Raw genomic sequence first — 18,433 nt, 5'->3', positions numbered from 1 at the left:
ATCATGAAATTTAAATCAATCATAGTATTAGCAGCTGCCGCCAGTATGCTGGCAGCTTGCTCCAGTAACCAAACGCCGGTAAATATGGCAGCCGCGGCCACCAGCAAAAAATCGGCTTATGAAATAGGTATTATAACCGAAAAAGCACTCTCGAGCACAGCCCGCTTACCGGGGCAGTTAAAGCCTTTTAACGAGGTAAACATTTTTCCGAAGGTGAACGGATTTGTAAAACAACTATATGTTGACCGCGGCGCCAACGTAAAAAAAGGGCAGTTGCTGATGACGCTGGAAGCCCCCGAAATGGAATCGCAATTACAAGCGGCCAATTCGCGCTTTTTGCAGGCCCAGGAAAACGCCATCGCCAGTAAAGAAAAATATCAGCGATTGAAAGAGGCTGCCAAAGAGCCCGGCTCAGTATCACCGCTCGATCTGGATAATGCCTCAGCCAAAATGAAAGCCGATGACGCCATGGCCCGGTCAGAACAATCCAATGTGGCTTCGGTACGCACCATACAAGATTATTTGAATATCCGCGCACCATTTGATGGCATGATCGTACAGCGTAACGTATCGCCTGGAGCATTGGTATCGCCGGGAAAAGGTACCGATCAGCCGATGCTGATTCTGCAGGATATCAGCAAAATGCGGTTGGAGGTATTTATTCCGGAAGATTATGTAGATAAGGTTGATCTGCAGCAGCCCGTTACCTTTGTATTTAATGCCATGCCCGGTAGCGAGCAAACCGCCAAAATAAGTCGCTCGGCCAATTCATTGGGTAGTATGCGTTCAGAAGCGATTGAGATTGATGTGCAAAATAAAAACGGACAACTAAAGCCGGGTATGTATGCCGAAGTAAGGATCCCTATGCTTTCGGGCGCCAAATCATTATTGGTTCCTAACAACGCCATCGTACGGTCCACAGAGCGCGAATACGTGGTTACCGTTAAACAGGGCAAAGCCGTATTGGTTGATATCAAAGAAGGTTTAGCCAGGAATGACTCCACCGAAGTATTTGGTAACCTAAAGGCCGGCGATCAGGTCATTAACCATCCGGGCGATGAGCTGAAACAAGGGGCTGTGATTAATTAGAGTCAGGAGATAAGAGTCAAGAATTAAGAGAGCCCCCTCTAAACGGCGAAGCCTTCATGTAATAATCTCAGAAAAGGAGAGACTTCAGAAAAAGCACTTTAAAGCCCTCTCCTTTGGAGAGTAATAGCCCAAAAAAGGCGGAGTTTAAACTTACAAGGTTAAAAACAAATCGCATAACCACTCACCCGGTCTACGCTTCGCTGGACCACCCTCTCTGCGGCTTTGCCGCAAAGAGGGTAAAGAAAAAAAGAATTAAAAATCCCCTCTATGCGCGAAGCGGAGAGAGGGGTGACGAGCGCAGCGACGTCGGGGTGAGTCGATAGCACGCGTTTGATTCAGAGGAGGCTCTCTTGATTCTTGACTCTTACCTCTTGATTCTCTTCTCACTTTGTCGTTATCTCCCCGCTCAATTGTCGTATTAGGCCCTCATTAAATTGCGTTGCAACACGCATTTTTGTATAGTCAAATAATCTGTACAAATTAAAGGCATATCGGCATGGCAAATATCAATTCATACCTCACTTTTAATGGCAATTGTCTGGAGGCAATGACCTTTTATAAAGAATGCCTTGGCGGTGAGCTTACTTTTCAAACCTTGGGTGAATTACCCTTGCCACACAATGAACCTATGCCACCCTGCATGGAAAACTGTATTGTACATGCCCTGTTGGTTAATGACGCGTTGATACTTGCCGCATCAGATATGGTACCCGAAAATGGGCTGATCAAAGGTAATTCGGTATCCTTATTGTTAAATTGTAACAGCGAAGAAGAAGCGAGGGAGTATTACAACAGGCTATCCGACGGCGGCGAGGCTACCCATCCCCTGGAGAACACTTTCTGGGGCTCTATATTTGGTGACCTTACTGATAGGTTCGGCAATCAATGGCTCATTAGTTATGAGAGCATGTACTAAGTTGTACATGCCCTCAAAGCAAAGCATCAAACAAAATTAGTCAAGACAAACTTTAGTACGCTGGCCGGAGCTCAAATGCTCTGCTAATTGCGGATCACGTGTACCTGATCGGAACCAGGAATGCATAAAGGTGATCTTGCCATATTTACTCATATTCACCAACAACACGCTGATCAGTATCACTATCAGGCCAAATATTTGCAAACCTGAAATGTTTTCGTGGGCAAACAAGGTGCCTAATAATACCGCTATAACCGGGTTTACATAGGAATGCGTACTTACTTCTGTTGCCGGGCGAACTTTTAACAACCATACGTAAGCGCTGAATGCGGCAATAGAACCAAAGAAGATCAGGTACACTATAGCCAGCCATGATTGTAATGGCACACTGGCCAAATGAAAGGCACTAAACTCGTGGTTAAACAAACTTGCAGGTATAAATGCCAGGCCCGATATGATCATTTGCCATGAAGTGTTTACCCTCGCCGGAGCATCACTACCCCGTTTTTTGGAAACAAGCGAGCCCGCTGACCAGGCGATTGGGCCGGCCAGTAACAGGATCAGTCCGGTTAATTGTTCCTTGCTTATCGCGCCGGACAGCGATTTGCTGATGGCTTCGCCAAATAGCAGGATTACTCCGGCAAAGCCCAGCACAAGCCCGGCTATAGTGGTACGGCTTTTGAAATTCACCTTCCAGTTTACCTTGTCCAGGATCACAAACCAGATGGGGTTGGCTGATACCAGGATGGCAACCATAGCGCTTGGCAGGGTGCGTTCAGCCCAGAACACGATACCGGTACCCACAAAAAGCATCAGTAAACCGCTGATGGCCGAGGTGATGACGTCTCTTTTAATCCAAAGCTTGTCGCCTTTCAACCGGCACCAGGCTAATAATAATATCCCGGCTGTAAAGAAGCGTACGGCCCCCATCAGCATGGGTGGAAAACCGTGTACTGCCATTTGGATAAAGAAATAAGTAGAACCCCATACCACGTAAACAATGGCAAAGGCTATTACCACTAAAAGGGTTGATGGTTTATTTGATGTTGCAGTTTTCATGTTATTTAGTTTTTACAGGTACAGTAGTAGGTTTATTCTTTTCGGCGATAAAGAACACCAGCAGTTTAGCCGGCTTATTTTTGCTGCTGTTACGGGTTACGGCATGTAGTCCATTGGGTTTTTCATAAAATGAATCGCCGGGTTTGTAATGATAGGTTTTACCCTCAAAGGTTGATTCCAGCTCACCTTCCAGCAAATAGCCAAAGGTTGGGCAAGGATGTCTGTGCGCGGCAGATACACTTGCCGGCGGAAAGGTAACTACCAGCATTTGCACTTCCTTATTGCTGATGCCGGGCTGGTTAAGCAATGTTTTAATCAGGTAGGTTTCGGTAATGTTGCCCTGCATTTTTTGATGTGCATGTTTTGGTGTACTTAACTTGCCCAAACATGGTGGTAACAGAGTCAGTATGACAATAAATAATGCTTTCATTTTTATAAAATTGATAGGATCAAACGGTTTTCACACCGTTTTTATCCTGGTAAATACTCGATTGTTTATTGATTTTTTGGTGCGATAACACGCTATCTATACTCCAGGCATAGGATGGTAATGTGGCCAGCAAAATGCTCGAGGCACTCAGCGTAAATACCGAATAGCCCAGCGGCGATTCGATACCAAATGAGATGGCCATGGCTATGGCAAAACAAAAGCCTAACACTCCTGAGCCAATGGCTGCCAGGCGGGTAAATAAACCTATCAGGATCAGGAAGCCAAAAACGGCTTCGCCTATAGTAGCAATGGTACCAAAAGCCGGGATCACCGATGCGGGTAAAAAACTCATTACCTGACGGGCATAGGCGATGAAATGCTGCCAGTCGCCCCAACCTACATGCGGCTTGCCGTTGGCGCCCAACATGCCCAAACGATCGGCAACTTCCCACAAATAAGCCGAACCAATAGCTAAGCGCAGGTACAGGGATGGAAGTTTAAAGTTTTGAATCAGCTGCATAATCTTTGTGTTTTTAAATAACATTTAAAATTACGCCACTTGTGGACCATTTAGATAGTCCACTAAGAATAACAAAGGTAGTCCACTTTAATTAGCGGATGTTCTTTCTTATTCTACTCAGGGAGGTTGGTGTAACGCCGATAAACGAGGCGAGATATTTTTGAGGGATCTTTTGTAAAAATGCAGGCTTGGTCAGCAGATCAAGGTAACGCTGTTCGGCCGAATCCCGTTGAAGGGAAGTAAAGCGTTCCAACAGGTTAAGGATCACATCCTCCCAAAAATTGCGCATCATTTCCTGCATTTCAGGGTATTGTTTATACAAGTGGGTCAGCTCGCTTTTGGGCAGGTACCATATTACGGTATCCTCAATAGCCTGTAAAAAATATTTAGAGGGCTTTTCGCTGATAAAACTATAGATCTCAATAGCCGATGAATGTTCAAAGGCAAACCATACCGATATTTCTACCTCATCCTGCAAATAATATAACCTCAGGCAGCCTTTCTGCACAAAAACAAGATCGGCGCATACCAGACCTTCCTCCAGTAGAAAATCATTTTTTTTGAGGCTGCGCTGCTTAAACTTTTGTGTAATAGCCTCCAGTTTATCCTGATCAAGATCCGCGTATTGTTTTAAAAAAGCTTTAAGTTCTGCCGTCATTATACCGATTAATGTACAAATTTTGTTTTTATTGTGTTCAATTAAAAAAGCATTGGCCTATATTTATCATTCATAAACTACCAATCAACTGGTCCAGTATGCATTTAGCCGAAATTTTAATACATATTGACAAAACTGCGCAAACGCCGGTTTATCTCCAAATCGCCAACGGTATTATCACCCAGATACGTCAGGGTAAATTAAAACCGGGATCGGCATTGCCGGGCAGCCGTGCATTGGCACAAACACTGGCTATACACCGCCAAACCGTGGTGGCAGCCTATGATGAGCTGTATGCGCAAAGCTGGGTTGAAGTTTATCCGCGCAGGGGCATTTTTGTAGCTACAAACCTCCCGGATATTAAACCCCGGCAATTAGCCGAATCTCCCGGGCCAAGCTGTTACAGTACAAAAACACATTTTGAGGTAGATGATAACAGGATTCCTTTTCCGCAGTTATTTCAGCCCGTTAATAGTACCCATCTTGTATTCAATGATGGTTTTCCGGATACGCGTTTGGCCCCTATCGAGCTGTTGGTACGCGAATACCGGCGTTTTGGCAATTACCATTTTACTTCAAAATACTGGATGTATGGGTCGGAGTATGGCTCCGAAAATCTGCGAACAGAACTTACCCGCTTTTTGGGCGAAACCCGCGGACTACAGGTTAACCCCGAGCATATTATTATTACCAAAGGTTCGCAAATGGCTATATACCTTACCGCCCAGATATTACTCTCCAAAAACGACACCGTAATTGCTGCCGATCCGGGATATCCGGAAGCAAACCATACGTTTCAGCAAGCCGGTGCACAAATGGCCCTGGTACCGGTTGACGATCATGGAATAGATCTTAACGCCGTAGAAGCCCTCTGCAAAAAGAAAAAAGTAAAAATTGTATACGTCATTCCGCACCATCACCGCCCAACCACGGTTACGTTAAGCTCTGAACGGCGGATGCAGCTGCTGGAACTTGCCCATAAATACCGTTTCGCGATCATCGAGGACGATTATGATTATGATTTCCACTATTCAAGCGGCCCCATTTTACCGCTGGCCAGTGCCGACTATTATGGCAGCATCATTTATATCGGGTCGTTTTGTAAAACTATAGCACCTGGTATCCGTATCGGCTTTATGGTGGCTCCATCCAACTTAATTGTACAGGCGGCCCGCCTGCGCAAACTGATAGACCGGCAAGGTGAGTTGCTGTTAGAAGAAGCTATGGCCAACCTGTTAAAGAACGGTGATATCAACAGGCACCTGAAAAAAGCTAACAAAACCTATCATGAACGGCGCGATGTACTGTGCCGCCTGCTTAAAGAAAACCTTAATGGATATATCAGCTATAAGATACCGGATGGTGGTTTTGCCGTTTGGGTAAATTATCTCAATGGCATTAAAGCCCATGAAGTGTCCGAAAAAGCTTCGGCCATGGGACTATCTGTAGGTAATGGTATGGGTTATTTTAATGATGCGGCTTATACCCCTTCGTCGGTACGGTTAGGATTTGCCGCTTTAACCCCAAATGAGTTAGAAACCGCTACCGGTATATTAACAGCAGCGGTTAAAAAATTGCTTTAATAATTAATATAATCTTCGGTAAAACTACCATCGGCATACAGGTCTATAAGGCCATAGCCCGGGGCGGTTTCTCTTCTGTTACCTTCCCACCAGGCACCACTAACCGCGCCATTGCACAGGTAGGTAACATGGTTATACACCAGTTTTTCGCGCAGGTGGATGTGCCCGCTCAAGCATAGCTTAACATTGGGGTGTTTATAAAACAGGCTAATGATCCTGGCATTATCGGTATGCATATCGCCGCCGTACATTGTCCATCTGTTCACGGTGTTATCTTCGATCAGGTTAGTGGCAGTCAGGATAGGGATATGCGTCATGACCAGTACCGGCATAGCGGGATCGGTAGTTTTCAATTCCTGCTCCAACCAGTTAAATTGCTCGTCGCCTAATTTGCCAATATACCAGGTATTGTCAATATCCAGGTGAACGCTGTCCAGGATAATGAATTTCCATCCGCTTTGTATAAAACTATAATAGGGCTTAACCAGGCCCAACTGATCCATAGAATATTTTTTGCCGTAAATTGCCTGTCCCTTATCGTTCTCGTTCCACCAGATGTCATGGTTACCCAGGCAATAACGTACAGGTACACTACAGTCAGCTTTCATGATCGATTTACTCAGCTGCCATTGATCGTTTATGGTGCTAAGGTTTTCCTTGTTCATGTCAAACACCACATCGCCACCGTTTAATATAAGGTCAACTTTGGGGTTTTGCTGCTGCACGTGGTGCAGGCATTTTGCAAACCGGGCCGGTGCATCAAATTTATTTTTGAGATGGATATCTGTTAAATGAGCCACGCGTAAAACAGGTTCTTTTTTTGCAGAATTGCTGCCAAACGTTAGGGAAGGGACCAAAAGTAGTCCTCCGATATTTTTCAGGGCCGATCTTCTTTGCATAGTTCTATATTCTGTAGATGCAAAGGTGCTTTATCTGTTTGGATTTTAGCTTAAGCCTGGGTTAAATAATCTGTTTCAAAAAACTATAAGATACAATTCTGCAGAAACGCCTATTCAATTACCTTTGGAAAAATTTAAACAATGATAGTACACCACGTTTTATTCTGGCTAAAAGCCGACACTACCGCCGATCAAAAAATTGCCTTTCGTAAAAGCCTGGAAACATTAGAAGGCGTTGAAAGCGTTAAAACATTGCATATTGGCACACCTGCCCCTATTGAGCGCGCAGTTGTAGATACCACTTATACCTTCAGTTTAACCGTATTTTTTGATGATCTGGCCGGGCACGATGTTTACCAAACCCATCCATTACACTTAGCTTTTTTGGATGAGTTCCGCGTTTACTTCGAAAAAGTAGTGATATACGACGCCGAATAGGATTTTCTGCTGAAACCATAAAAACAAAAGGCTGTATCATCAATCATGATCAGCCTCTTTTTTTGATTTATTCAGCTACTTATACAATGTATAGTCCTGGGTTGATTGACCCTAAAACAGGGTTTACATGGTTTAACTCAGGGGCCTCTCATATTTTAATACGGTTACTCCGCAGGCAAACGACCGCTCATTAACTAAATGCAGGTTTGTTCGCTTTTTAAATATACTTGTTCCACTGCCCAAGGCGGTTGGGTTAATAAATAGCTGGTATTCGTCAATAAGTCCGGCTTCTATCAATGCAGATACAAAAGTGGCTCCGCCATAAACCATCATATTTTTGCCTTCCTGTTTTTTCAGCTTCTTTACCTCTTTTTTAAGATCGCCTTTGGCCAGCTCAGCATTATCCCATACCGACCGCTCCAGGGTTTTGGTAAAAACAACTTTATGCGCGGCAACAATATTTTTTGCAAATCCAGATTGCGGCAAGCTGCTATTTGCCGCCACACTTGCCCAATAATCAAAGTAACCTTCTACCGCCATTTTACGGCTAAGCAGGATGCAATCGGTAGATGCAGTGAGGTTAGTAAAATATTTTTTTAGCTCATCATCCCAGGTCCATTCACTGCCCCAGTTATAAACCATCCAATCGGTATTGCCATCCTTTTCAGACGTATATCCATCTATAGATAGCTGTACCATTAAAATTAGCTTTCTCATAATTTCATAGGTTTTGGTTTGCTTATTCAATTTCAGGTATCAGGTTCTTTTCATTTTTTAATAAAGCCAATACTTCTGTCCACGACCTTACGCGTTGGTGATGATCAATATTGGCATTATGAGCAGCGTTAAACATAATGGTTGTCCCTTTAAATTTATCCAGATTTTTAGGATGATCGTCAATCATGTAATCGGTATTGATCAAACTTTTATCGCCGCAAAAAACAATGTGGGTCCAGGGTATAAATGGAAAATGCTCCTGCAGCCATTCGTATTTTTCGGGCAGTGATAATGGAAATTCCATGGCTGCCGATACTATAAAAACTTCAAAATCTTCCATCAATTCCTTTATCGCTTCCACCGCACCGGGAACCACCGGCAGGGTACGGAAAAAACCGGGTGATAATATAAACCTGCGGATAGCGCCTTCTTCCGGGAAACCTTCTCCTTCTGGTTTGCCCAGCATTTGTTCATAAGGGATCCGGACGCCGTAGGCATTATAATACCAGGTTAAATAATGCGCATCAGTATCGGCCAAAACGCCGTCCATGTCAACTGCAATTCTTTTTAGTTTTTTCATATTATTGTTGTTTAAGCTCCAAACTGTCGTAAATGATGGTCAAGGTGTTTATACATGCCAGTACCCCAGGTAGCTGGTGTCAATTCCCCGAAAAAGGGATGCGGGTGTTTGGTTGTCCCATTTTCGCCAGCGGCCTGAAATTTCTTGATGTACGTTATTAGTCTTTGTTTTTCTGTCACGAAATCTCTGTTATCGGTAATTTTCAAATGCTTGTCTGATGGAACATTCTCTGCAAAAGGTTTTTCGTTGAAATATTCCTTTTTGGCCATCCGACCGAAGATCCAGCCTAAAAGGGTTCTTGATAAAATCTTTTCGCCATTGGCCATTTGCAACACAGCCGAACAATGAGCCAGCATTTGCGCAACTTCCATTTTACCCCAAAGCCGCCTTGCAGTTTGTGGTAGATACTCAACACGACCGAGGATTTCCGACGCATCAGTTTGGTTAAACAGGCTTTTCATACTGCAATATTATGCAATATAATTCAATTAATTGCAAATTAAATGTTAATTTTATGCAACAATTTGCAATAAGTAATTTATGCTTATATTTGTTTTTATGCTGAAAGAAGAACGTCTTCAAAAAATAATTGAACAGATTGCACAGGACAATAAAGTAGTTTTGGACGATCTGAGCCGCTTGCTCAATGTGTCTACAGATACGGTTAGAAGAGATATTAAAGAATTATCAGACAAAGGCCTGCTGAAAGCCGTTCGGGGTGGCGCTATTATGGGCTCACCCGTACATCCGCATTTTAAGGAACGTCAGCATATTGATACCCATCATAAAAAAGTAATAGCTCAAAAAGCTTTAGAGTTTATAAAACCCGGGCAGGTTATCATTCTTAACGGGGGCACCACCACTACCGCGGTTATTGCCGCTTTACCAAGAGACATCAACTTAACCGTTATTACCAACAGCTTTCCGGTGGTGTCTATCTTAGAAGATTATCCTCATGTTACCGTTTTTTTTATTGGTGGCGAGCTCAATAAACACGCCTTTTCAACTACCGGGCATGAAACTATCGAAGCTATCCGCAATTTTAGGGCTGATGTATGCCTGCTGGGTATTTGCAGTATCGATCTGAAATTGGGCATCACCGGCTTTACTTACCAGGAAAGCCTGGTAGACAGAGCCATGATCGAAACATCGAAATATGTGATCGCTTTATCCACTTATGATAAAATAGGCGCGTCCGACCCTTATTATGTTTGCGCGGCGAATGCTATTGATGTTATTGTTACCGAAAAGGATCCATCCAACGCAGACCTGAGTGGGTTTAGGGAAGCGGGGATACTGATCAAGTAGCTTTTGAGAAGCAAGAAATAAGAGCCAGGAATCAAGAGCCCTCTAAACGGCGAAGCCCTTATGTAATAATCTTCCCCAAAGGGAAAGACTTTAAAAAGACTTTAAAGCGCTCACCATTGGAGAGTAATAGCCCATGAAGAGGCAGAGTTTAAACTTACAAGGCTAAAAACAAGTCGCATAGCCGACTCACCCGGTCTACGCTTCGCTGGACCACCCTCTCTGCGGCTTTGCCGCAAAGAGGGTAAAGAAAAAAAGAAAGAACCCCCTCTATGCGCGAAGCGGAGAGAGGGGTGACGAGCGCAGCGATGTCGGTGAGTCGATAGATGCTTAGTTTTCGCTTATGCCTTTTCATGGGCTATTCTCTTTGGAGAGGTAGAGTGAAGCTCTTGATTCCTGACTCTTATCTCTTGATTCTATTCCGACTCTATTTCCCGCTCAATGCGTCAGGGGCAAAATCAAGTGAGATGGAGTTCATGCAATACCTTTTATAGGTTGGGGCAGGGCCATCATCAAATATATGCCCCAGGTGCGAGCCACATCGTGCGCAAAGCACTTCCGTGCGCTGCATGCCAACCGAGTTATCCTCCCGGTAAATCACACTGTTTTTCCTTACGGCCTGGTAAAAACTTGGCCAACCACAATTGCTGGCAAACTTAGCATCAGACCGGAATAGTTCGTTACCACATACGGCGCAATAGTAGGTTCCTTTGGCGTTTTTATCCCAATACTGGCCTGTAAACGGAGCTTCCGTGGCCTGCTCCCTTGCAGTGGCATATAAGGCAGGTGGTAATATCTTTTTCCACTCCGCATCGGGTACATTCAGTTTTTTGGTATCGGTATTGGAGTAGTAGGGGTTCTTTTCGTGTCCTTTGTCGCTTTTCAGGTGCTGGGCATTGGCGGCTCCAAAAAAAAGCACCAGTATGCCTGCTAAAATTATTGCTCTCATCAGTATAATTAGTGAATTATTGATTTAGTGAATTAGTGGCTTTTTTCTCTTGGGGCATTTAAACGTTCAAACTAATTTGTTATGACTTCAATTTGTCTTTGAATACCTTTTTGAATTTTTCCAGTTCGGGCTGTATCACGTATTTGCAATAAGGCTGACTGCCATTCTGGTTAAAATAGTTCTGATGGTAATCTTCGGCCTTGTAAAATACCTTATATGGCACCACCTGGGTTACGATATTACTTTTGTACGCCTTCTCTGCGTTGAGCTTGCCAATGTAGTAATCGGCTTTTTGTTTTTGAGTCGCATTGTGATAAAATATGGCCGAACGGTATTGCGTACCCACATCATTGCCCTGGCGGTTAAGCTGGGTAGGATCATGGGCTACAAAAAAGGCCTCCAGGAGTTCGTCAAAAGAGATCTGAGCCGGATCATAAATAATATTACAAGCTTCGGCATGCCCGGTAGTGCCGGTACAAACCTGTTCATAGGTAGGATGGGCCACATGGCCGCCGCTAAAACCCGAGATCACTTTTTTTACCCCCTTTAGCTGTTGGAACTTGGCTTCGGTACACCAGAAACAGCCTGTGGCGAAGGTAGCAGTATCCAGTCCTTTTGCAATGTGCGGGCTGCCGGTTGGCGGTTGGTCAATATGCGTATTGCCTGCCATGGCAAAGGCGGCAGTGCAATTAGCGATGAACAATATTAAAAGAGCGATATTCTTTTTCATTGAAATTTAGATTTTACGTTTTATACTTAATCGGGTTCTATTACTACTAACGTAATAAGTTTGCCCCCGGTTAATTAAATATATTTTATTTAGCTGAATGTGATGATAGGCTGACAATCTGCTTCAGACAACCGATCACTGTTTTGAGGCTTAGTCGGTCAAAGCGGATAAACCTTACAGCAAGATTACGAGGTTTTATGAAATATATTCAAGTTGTGATAAACGATTTCCCTGTAACGGCAAAACCCGCCTTATAATAAAGCGGGTTTTACTCTTAAAAAAGTAATGGCCTATGATTAGACATCGTTCAAACCTTAATGAGAAATAGCATGATGCATAATCGACTCACCCGGTCTACGCTTCGCTGGACCACCCTCTCTGCGGCTTTGCCGGAAAGAGGGTTGAGAAGAAAGAAAATAAAACCCCCTCTCTCCGCTTCGCGCATAGAGGGGTGACGAGCGCAGCGATGTCGTGAGTCGATATCGCGTGTTCGACCCGTATCATCTGTTGTATCTCACATGATCAGATGTGCATACCACCTGATACTTCGATACGCTGGGCATTTATCCAGCGGGCATCCTCGGTACATAAAAAGGCTACCACACCACCGATATCTTCTGGTTGGCCTACACGACCTAAGGCAGTTGCGTTGCTTACCATTTGATTTAAGTTTGCATCGTCCCGAACCCGGCCACCCGAAAAATCTGTAGCAATGGCGCCGGGAGCAACAATGTTTGCCCTAATACGACGGCCTCCCAGTTCAACAGCCAGGTACCGGGTAAACACCTCAACCGCGCCTTTCATGGAGGCATAGGCTGAAGGGCCGGGCATACTGAAACGGGCCAACCCTGATGATATATTGATGATGCCGCCGCCATCGTTCAGCAGGTTGAGTGCTCCCTGTGTTAAAAAGTAAACACCTTTAAAATGGATGTTCAACAGTTCGTCAAACATTTGTTCGGTAACCTGACCAAAAGGCGCGTGACCACCGATGCCGCCGTTGTTGATCAAAAAGTCGAAGTGATCTGTATTAAATGTATTTTTCAGCATACCGGTTAGCTCTTCAAAAAAGGTACCGAAGCTTTTTATATCTCCTACATTGAGTTGCAGAGCTGCCGCCTTACTGCCGGCTTGCTCAACCTGAGCTACTACGGCCAGGGCATCTTCTTTTCTGCTGTTGTATGTTATAATGACGTCCAAGCCTTTTTGAGCAAGTTTAAGCGCCATATCTTTCCCTAAACCGCGGCTGCCGCCGGTCACCAGGGCAATTTTATGATTTGTTGACATTGTTGTTTTATCTTGATTTTGATAAAACAAAGTTCAGGTAAATGATGGCTCAGCCGTTTGTGAATATCAATCCTTTTTTTGCAAAATTCAAATATCGCTTACGTGCGAAATTTTAGCGGAGCAATATTAGTTTGCTTTTTAAAAAAGGTAGAAAAATGTGCCACTTCCTCAAAACCCAGGCAATACGCGATCTCCGAAATGTTCCAGGCGGTTTGTTTCAGCAGGATCTTGGCTTCCTGTATAATCCGGTTGCTGATATGCTCGGTAGTGGTTTTACCCGTATTTTCTTTAAGCACTTTATTGAGGTGGTTAATATGGACGGACAGTCTGTCGGCATAATCTTTGGCAGTGCGTAAGCTGATCTTCTGGTGCGGCGAATCGATAGGGAACTGCCGTTCCAACAATTCAATAAACAGGGATGATACTCGCGCCGAGGCATTATGCCCCGCATACAGCGTGGTAAGCGGCTGCAGCTTTTGCCCGTAATGGATCAGCTCCAATACATAGTTGCGCAGCAGGTCATATTTATAAGCATAGTTCGAACCTATCTCTTCACTCATTTTTCTGAAAATGTAACGAATATCGGCCGCCTCTTGATCACTCAGCTGAAACACGGGGTAACCACCCGGCTTAAATATAGGTAGCTCATCCAATACTACACCGCTTTTACTGGGCAACAGGAAATCGGCTGTAAAAATGCAAAAGAAACCCAATTGCTGATCAGTCTGTGGCACCCAGTTATAGGGTATTTTGGGAGTGGCGAAAAGCAGGGCATTCTTTTCGATCTCGATGGTTTTGTCGGCATACTCAGCCATACTATGACCACTAATCAGGCTTATTTTGTAGTAAGCCCGGCGGTTATAGGGCATCAATCCGGGCGATTTTTTGATACGGGTAAAAAGTTCAGCCACATCAAATATATTGAAATGGCCAATCTCTTTGTTGATACCTTCGGGCAATAACGAGTTCACACTTTCGCCGCTTACAGAAGCAGCGTGTTCGTAAAAATCATTCAGCGTAGTAACATCCATGGCACAAAGAATTTATAAAATTCAAATATACTACGGTTAAGTCATAAGTCTTTAGCCGAAAGTCTCAAATCAATTTTTATGACTCAAGACTTATAACTTTTAAACTCAAGGCTCAATGACTGAACGCCTGATACCTCCCGCCCATATCTATTCCATCTTGCCCCATACATTTAAGCGTTACCTGTGGCGTACCGCCCGCCGGCAACAGATAGTACAGGGTTATGGCATGGGTACCGGCTTGTAGATTGACTTCCTGCGTAAGCACCGTACCCGATTGATATCCAAAATCGGCATCGATCAATGTGGCCTCATGCAAACGCAGATAGGCTTTTCCGGATGCCTGTAGTGAGAAGGTATAATGCCCATCCGCAGGGATTTTTATAAAGCCCTGATAACATACCATGCCTTGTTTACTGCCTGCTTCTGTACCGTTTACCATTTGGCTTGTTCCTTTGGTAGTCGCCACAAGCCCATCCATTTTAGCTACCCAAGGGAATTTCCCGGCATAATACTTCCAGGAAAGGCCCGGTAATAGTTTGGCTGCAACTTTATCTGCCGGTATAGGCTCGTTATCATAGGGCCGTGGAGCTTCTGCATCCGGGTGCCGCAGCTGCAATATCTTTGCTTTCATTGCTTCCTGAGTTTTCGCATAGCCAGGCCTGGTGGCCAGGTTGGTTATTTCTTTAGGATCACTTATGGCATTGTAAATTTCAAAGTCGTCATCCGCGGTTTTAATAGCATAACGCACACCCACCAGGTCACCTATGCGGATGGCTTGCATCTGGTCGCGCTTTCTTCCGCGTTTGTCGGCTTCAAATTCTTTGAAATCGGGTGTTTTACCGCCTTCAAAATACTCCACATATACCAGACCTTGTTTTGGCTTGCCTATGCCGGTTAATGAGGGTAGCAAAGAAACACCATCTGTACGTGCCGGAGCCGGAATGTGCGCAACATCGGCAAAGGTGGGCATCCAGTCCGACAGCATGGAGGGTGTATTGACCACTTTCCCGGCCTTAATACGGCTTGGCCATACAGCTATCGTTGGCATTCTTAGTCCGCCCTCCCAGCAATCTCGCTTTATACCATCAAACGGACCATAACTCCCAAAAAATGTAGGATGATTAGGCACAAAAGCGGCCGGTAAATAGGATTCAATAGATGGACCATTATCAGAGGTAAAGATCACCAGCGTATTATCGGCCATGTTCAGATCAGTGAGTAATTGCCTGATATCGCCTACCGCGTCATCTATCCTGCGCACTGCTGTGGCATATCTTTTATAAGTATTGGGCCAGGGCACTTCGGGCGTGGTTGGGTTATGATCATCGTCATAAGTAGCGTTAGCATACTCGGGGTACATATAAGAGTCAATCGCTCCTGAGGCCGTATTGATCATGTGCCCCGCATCGCCTAACCATTGCAAGCCGCCCTTTAGACCTTTGCCAACGGGATAAGCCTGCGTAGGCAATTCGATAACCGCATGAGGCGTATCATAAGCCAGGTACATAAAAAATGGTTTATTGGCATCTTTTCCATTTTTGTGGTCGACGATCCATTTTTTGGCGGCCGCGGTCCATAAGTCGGCGGTATAGCATTTGCTTAGACCGGCTGATACTTCCTTGTAATTATCCCATACCTGTTTTTTGCCACGATATAAACCCTCAAACGGATAATGCTCATGACCATCAGCATGCCGCATATAGCCATAATAATTATCAAAACCACGTTTCAAAGGGTGGCCGGGCCAGTTGGGGCCTTCCTCTTTAACACCCTGCAACCCCCATTTACCAATGGCGGTGGTGCTGTAGCCCGCTGTTTTTAGCATAGAAGCTACGGTGTAATTATTCTCCAGCATTTTATCAAACTGGTTATCTCTCACCGAGGCATTACCCTGATTAAGCCCGGTGAGAAGCGAAGCCCTTGATGGTGCGCAAACCGGCGCATTGGCATATTGCTGGGTAAAACGTGCCCCGCTCAGTGCCATTTTATCCAGATTGGGTGTCAATTCATAGGGTTTGCTATGATCGCCGGATGCTTTCCGCTGGTTTTGAAAAAACACGCCGATATCGCCATAACCCAGATCATCGGTCAGTATAAAAATGATGTTTGGCTTTTGCTGTGCCTTTACAGTCAGCGTATTAAAACCTATAGCTAAAAAAACAACCGATACCCTTAACCAATATTTTGCGATCATAATTCCTGCTTACTTTTTCTCCGTGTTTTTGCTTACCTCATTCTTTAATAGCTGACCGAGCTCTTTTACTTTATTCGGATAGGCATCGGCCAGGTTCTTTTTTTCGCCGATATCATCCTTCAGATTATAGAGTTGTGGTGACGGCGAGTTGCCCGATTCTATACCTACATCTTTCATGTAGGCCACACCGGGATGCGGTTGAATATACTTCCAGTAGCCTTTGATGATAGCCGTGGGATCGGCGCTGCCCTGTTCTATCAAGGTTGATCGTCCCTGTTTACTTTTACCTAAAAGCGCGTCTAAATGATCCTGACTATCTTCTGCATCCCCGTTAGGGATCTTTTGATTTAGCAAATGAGCCATTGATGCCAAAATATCCATCTGACTAAATAATGCGTCCGAAACACCCGGTTTTACCTGTGCCGGCCAATTCACAATAAAAGGGACACGGGTACCGGCCTCCAGCGCGCTGTATTTACCCCCCCGCATCGGGCCCCAGGGTGTATGCCCGCTCAATAGGGTAACTGCGCCGTCCTGGTAACCGTCATCAAGCACGGGACCATTATCGCTCGAAAATATAATGAGCGTATTTTTGGCCATACCATTCAATTCCAATGTTTTCATCAATTGACCGATGGTCCAGTCCAGTTGCAGGATATCATCCCCACGATAACCCAGTCCGCTTGTGCCCTTGAATCGGGTAGCCGGCATACGCGGTACATGGGGTTCTGTTAAGGCATAGTACAAAAAGAAAGGCTTTTGGCAATGATCGCTTATAAACTGCTCCACCTTGAATAAGAAGGTAGATGACACCTCCTCATCAACCCAGCGGGCCTGGTAACCACCGCTCATATAACCAATACGGCCAATACCGTTCACAATGGTATTATCATGTCCCTGCCCGGGCGATGATTTGAGTTTCAGCAGCTCCGGATGCTCTTTTCCTGTAGGATCGTTACCTATCTTTTTGCTGTAATCAACCGTTATGGGGTCATTGGCGTCACTGGCTACTACCCGGTGATTTTCCAGGAAAACGGTAGGCACCCTATCGGCAGTAGCCGGAAAAATGAACGAATAATCAAAGCCAACCTCATTAGGGCCCGGTTTAATTTCGCCGTTCCAGTTTTTGTTGACGCTGTCGCCCAAGCCCAGGTGCCATTTGCCAACAATAGCTGTAGCATAACCAGCCCGTTTAAACACCTGGGGTAGGGTAGTTTTATTGGTGGGGATAATGAGCGCCGCATTGCCCGGCAATATACCAGTGCCGGTTTTGCGCCAGGGGTATTTCCCGGTCATCAGTGCGAACCGCGATGGCGTACAGGTAGCCGAAGTAGCATGTGCATTGGTAAAACGGATACCGCCTTTGGCCAGTCTATCAAGGTTGGGTGTATGCAATTTGGTAGCACCATAGCAACTCAGATCGCCGTAACCCAGATCATCGGCGTAGATATATATTACATTTGGTTTTTGCTGGGCATGGCTCACAGAGGTCAGACCAACAAGCAACAAAAAGGTGTTTATAATTTTCAGCAGGAGCTTGTTCTTCATTATACCGACGTAATTCAATAAGGCATACAAATGAATGTTATGGCGATGCCAACAAGGTACTTATAAAACCCTGGTATCTTAAAGCATAAAATAACACAAACGTTTGCATTGACGGGACCGGGGAATTTGAGGGATTTAAGTCCGAAGTTTTAAATCTTGAGTTGAACCTTTATAAGTCGTCGGTGAAGACACAGGCAATGGCGGGCAATTTCTGACCTAAATCAGTATTTATGGTAGATGCTCCAAACATTGTTTGACTGCTCAATGGCAGCAAATCTAACCGTTACATCATCTTTCTTAATTTCATAAACCGGAACGTTAAGGGTTTGAATTGATATCCGCTCTTTGGTGTCGGTCCAGGGATATGCCCATATGTTCAGGCCATCAATTGTAAATTGTTCACCTTCGGTTATTGTAGTACTGCTATTAAATTCAGAGGCCATATATTGGTTTGTATTGCTAATTCAAATTTCAAATCTCCCATTGCCTGTGTCCTCACA

20 protein-coding genes are annotated in these 18,433 nt (G+C 44.7%); 5 read left to right on the top strand and 15 right to left on the bottom strand.

From position 1 onward, the window contains the following. Window positions 1–3: 3 nt before the first annotated feature. Together ACNURT_RS03800 and ACNURT_RS03795 are read left to right on the top strand one after the other, a co-directional pair. Complete coding sequence (locus ACNURT_RS03800; RefSeq protein WP_419700617.1) at window positions 4–1,089, top strand: efflux RND transporter periplasmic adaptor subunit; 1,086 nt, start codon at window positions 4–6, stop codon at window positions 1,087–1,089. Between the two features lie 496 nt (window positions 1,090–1,585). Beyond that, window positions 1,586–2,005 carry a VOC family protein gene (locus ACNURT_RS03795; protein WP_370997498.1) on the top strand — a complete coding sequence of 140 codons (420 nt, stop codon included), beginning with the start codon at window positions 1,586–1,588 and terminating at the stop codon, window positions 2,003–2,005. 36 nt (window positions 2,006–2,041) lie between these two features. Here the strand turns inward: ACNURT_RS03795 and ACNURT_RS03790 are convergent, their stop codons facing one another. The 4 genes from ACNURT_RS03790 to ACNURT_RS03775 form a co-directional block, all read right to left on the bottom strand. Beyond that, window positions 2,042–3,064 carry an EamA family transporter gene (locus ACNURT_RS03790; protein WP_419700616.1) on the bottom strand — a complete coding sequence of 341 codons (1,023 nt, stop codon included), beginning with the start codon at window positions 3,062–3,064 and terminating at the stop codon, window positions 2,042–2,044. Window position 3,065: 1 nt separating this feature from the next. Continuing rightward, complete coding sequence (locus ACNURT_RS03785) at window positions 3,066–3,494, bottom strand: cupin domain-containing protein (protein WP_419700615.1); 429 nt, start codon at window positions 3,492–3,494, stop codon at window positions 3,066–3,068. Between the two features lie 19 nt (window positions 3,495–3,513). Then, window positions 3,514–4,014, bottom strand: coding sequence for a TQO small subunit DoxD (locus ACNURT_RS03780; RefSeq protein WP_419700614.1), 501 nt, complete (start codon window positions 4,012–4,014; stop codon window positions 3,514–3,516). Between the two features lie 91 nt (window positions 4,015–4,105). After that, window positions 4,106–4,672 (bottom strand): Crp/Fnr family transcriptional regulator, encoded by a 567-nt coding sequence (locus ACNURT_RS03775; RefSeq protein ID WP_419700613.1) that lies wholly within the window; start codon window positions 4,670–4,672, stop codon window positions 4,106–4,108. 98 nt (window positions 4,673–4,770) lie between these two features. On the opposite strand from ACNURT_RS03775, the gene ACNURT_RS03770 reads away from it, so the two are divergent. After that, window positions 4,771–6,255 (top strand): PLP-dependent aminotransferase family protein, encoded by a 1,485-nt coding sequence (locus ACNURT_RS03770; protein ID WP_419700612.1) that lies wholly within the window; start codon window positions 4,771–4,773, stop codon window positions 6,253–6,255. Here ACNURT_RS03770 and ACNURT_RS03765 read toward each other — a convergent pair. Then, a complete protein-coding gene (locus ACNURT_RS03765) occupies window positions 6,252–7,154 on the bottom strand; it encodes a metallophosphoesterase family protein (RefSeq protein WP_419700611.1) in 903 nt (300 codons plus the stop codon). The genes ACNURT_RS03770 and ACNURT_RS03765 overlap by 4 nt on opposite strands. 141 nt (window positions 7,155–7,295) lie before the next feature. Here ACNURT_RS03765 and ACNURT_RS03760 point away from each other — a divergent pair, with 141 nt between their 5' ends. After that, window positions 7,296–7,592 carry a Dabb family protein gene (locus tag ACNURT_RS03760; RefSeq protein WP_370997487.1) on the top strand — a complete coding sequence of 99 codons (297 nt, stop codon included), beginning with the start codon at window positions 7,296–7,298 and terminating at the stop codon, window positions 7,590–7,592. Window positions 7,593–7,724: 132 nt separating this feature from the next. On the opposite strand, the gene ACNURT_RS03755 is transcribed toward ACNURT_RS03760, so the two are convergent. The 3 genes from ACNURT_RS03755 to ACNURT_RS03745 are packed head-to-tail and all read right to left on the bottom strand — an operon-like array spanning window position 7,725 to window position 9,350. Beyond that, on the bottom strand, window positions 7,725–8,309 hold the full coding sequence (locus tag ACNURT_RS03755; RefSeq protein WP_419700610.1) for a dihydrofolate reductase family protein: 585 nt from the start codon (window positions 8,307–8,309) through the stop codon (window positions 7,725–7,727). Between the two features lie 22 nt (window positions 8,310–8,331). Beyond that, window positions 8,332–8,889: a 5' nucleotidase, NT5C type gene (locus ACNURT_RS03750; RefSeq protein WP_419700609.1), complete on the bottom strand. Its 558-nt coding sequence runs from the start codon at window positions 8,887–8,889 to the stop codon at window positions 8,332–8,334. Between the two features lie 11 nt (window positions 8,890–8,900). After that, window positions 8,901–9,350 (bottom strand): DUF1569 domain-containing protein, encoded by a 450-nt coding sequence (locus tag ACNURT_RS03745; protein WP_419700608.1) that lies wholly within the window; start codon window positions 9,348–9,350, stop codon window positions 8,901–8,903. A 79-nt stretch (window positions 9,351–9,429) separates the two neighbouring features. On the opposite strand from ACNURT_RS03745, the gene ACNURT_RS03740 reads away from it, so the two are divergent. After that, the gene (locus ACNURT_RS03740; RefSeq protein WP_419700607.1) at window positions 9,430–10,197 is read left to right on the top strand and encodes a DeoR/GlpR family DNA-binding transcription regulator; all 768 of its coding nucleotides are present in this window, start codon (window positions 9,430–9,432) and stop codon (window positions 10,195–10,197) included. Between the two features lie 424 nt (window positions 10,198–10,621). On the opposite strand, the gene msrB is transcribed toward ACNURT_RS03740, so the two are convergent. The 7 genes from msrB to ACNURT_RS03705 form a co-directional block, all read right to left on the bottom strand. Beyond that, window positions 10,622–11,143 (bottom strand): peptide-methionine (R)-S-oxide reductase MsrB, encoded by a 522-nt coding sequence (msrB, locus tag ACNURT_RS03735; protein ID WP_419700606.1) that lies wholly within the window; start codon window positions 11,141–11,143, stop codon window positions 10,622–10,624. Between the two features lie 79 nt (window positions 11,144–11,222). Further along, window positions 11,223–11,873, bottom strand: a complete 651-nt coding sequence (msrA, locus tag ACNURT_RS03730; protein WP_419700605.1) for a peptide-methionine (S)-S-oxide reductase MsrA — start codon at window positions 11,871–11,873, stop codon at window positions 11,223–11,225. Between the two features lie 522 nt (window positions 11,874–12,395). Beyond that, window positions 12,396–13,160 carry an SDR family NAD(P)-dependent oxidoreductase gene (locus ACNURT_RS03725; protein WP_419700604.1) on the bottom strand — a complete coding sequence of 255 codons (765 nt, stop codon included), beginning with the start codon at window positions 13,158–13,160 and terminating at the stop codon, window positions 12,396–12,398. Between the two features lie 98 nt (window positions 13,161–13,258). Further along, window positions 13,259–14,191, bottom strand: a complete 933-nt coding sequence (locus ACNURT_RS03720) for a helix-turn-helix domain-containing protein (protein WP_419700603.1) — start codon at window positions 14,189–14,191, stop codon at window positions 13,259–13,261. A 112-nt stretch (window positions 14,192–14,303) separates the two neighbouring features. Then, window positions 14,304–16,385 (bottom strand): sulfatase-like hydrolase/transferase, encoded by a 2,082-nt coding sequence (locus tag ACNURT_RS03715; RefSeq protein WP_419700602.1) that lies wholly within the window; start codon window positions 16,383–16,385, stop codon window positions 14,304–14,306. Window positions 16,386–16,394: 9 nt separating this feature from the next. After that, window positions 16,395–17,933, bottom strand: a complete 1,539-nt coding sequence (locus ACNURT_RS03710; protein ID WP_419700601.1) for a sulfatase family protein — start codon at window positions 17,931–17,933, stop codon at window positions 16,395–16,397. 221 nt (window positions 17,934–18,154) lie between these two features. Beyond that, the gene (locus ACNURT_RS03705) at window positions 18,155–18,376 is read right to left on the bottom strand and encodes a hypothetical protein (RefSeq protein ID WP_419700600.1); all 222 of its coding nucleotides are present in this window, start codon (window positions 18,374–18,376) and stop codon (window positions 18,155–18,157) included. Window positions 18,377–18,433: the final 57 nt, after the last annotated feature.

Origin of the sequence: Mucilaginibacter sp. NFX135, from assembly GCF_048565145.1 — a bacterium.
GTDB lineage: Bacteria > Bacteroidota > Bacteroidia > Sphingobacteriales > Sphingobacteriaceae > Mucilaginibacter.
The sequence above is the reverse complement of the archived record's forward strand: the minus strand, read 5'-3'. Positions and strand labels throughout refer to the sequence as shown.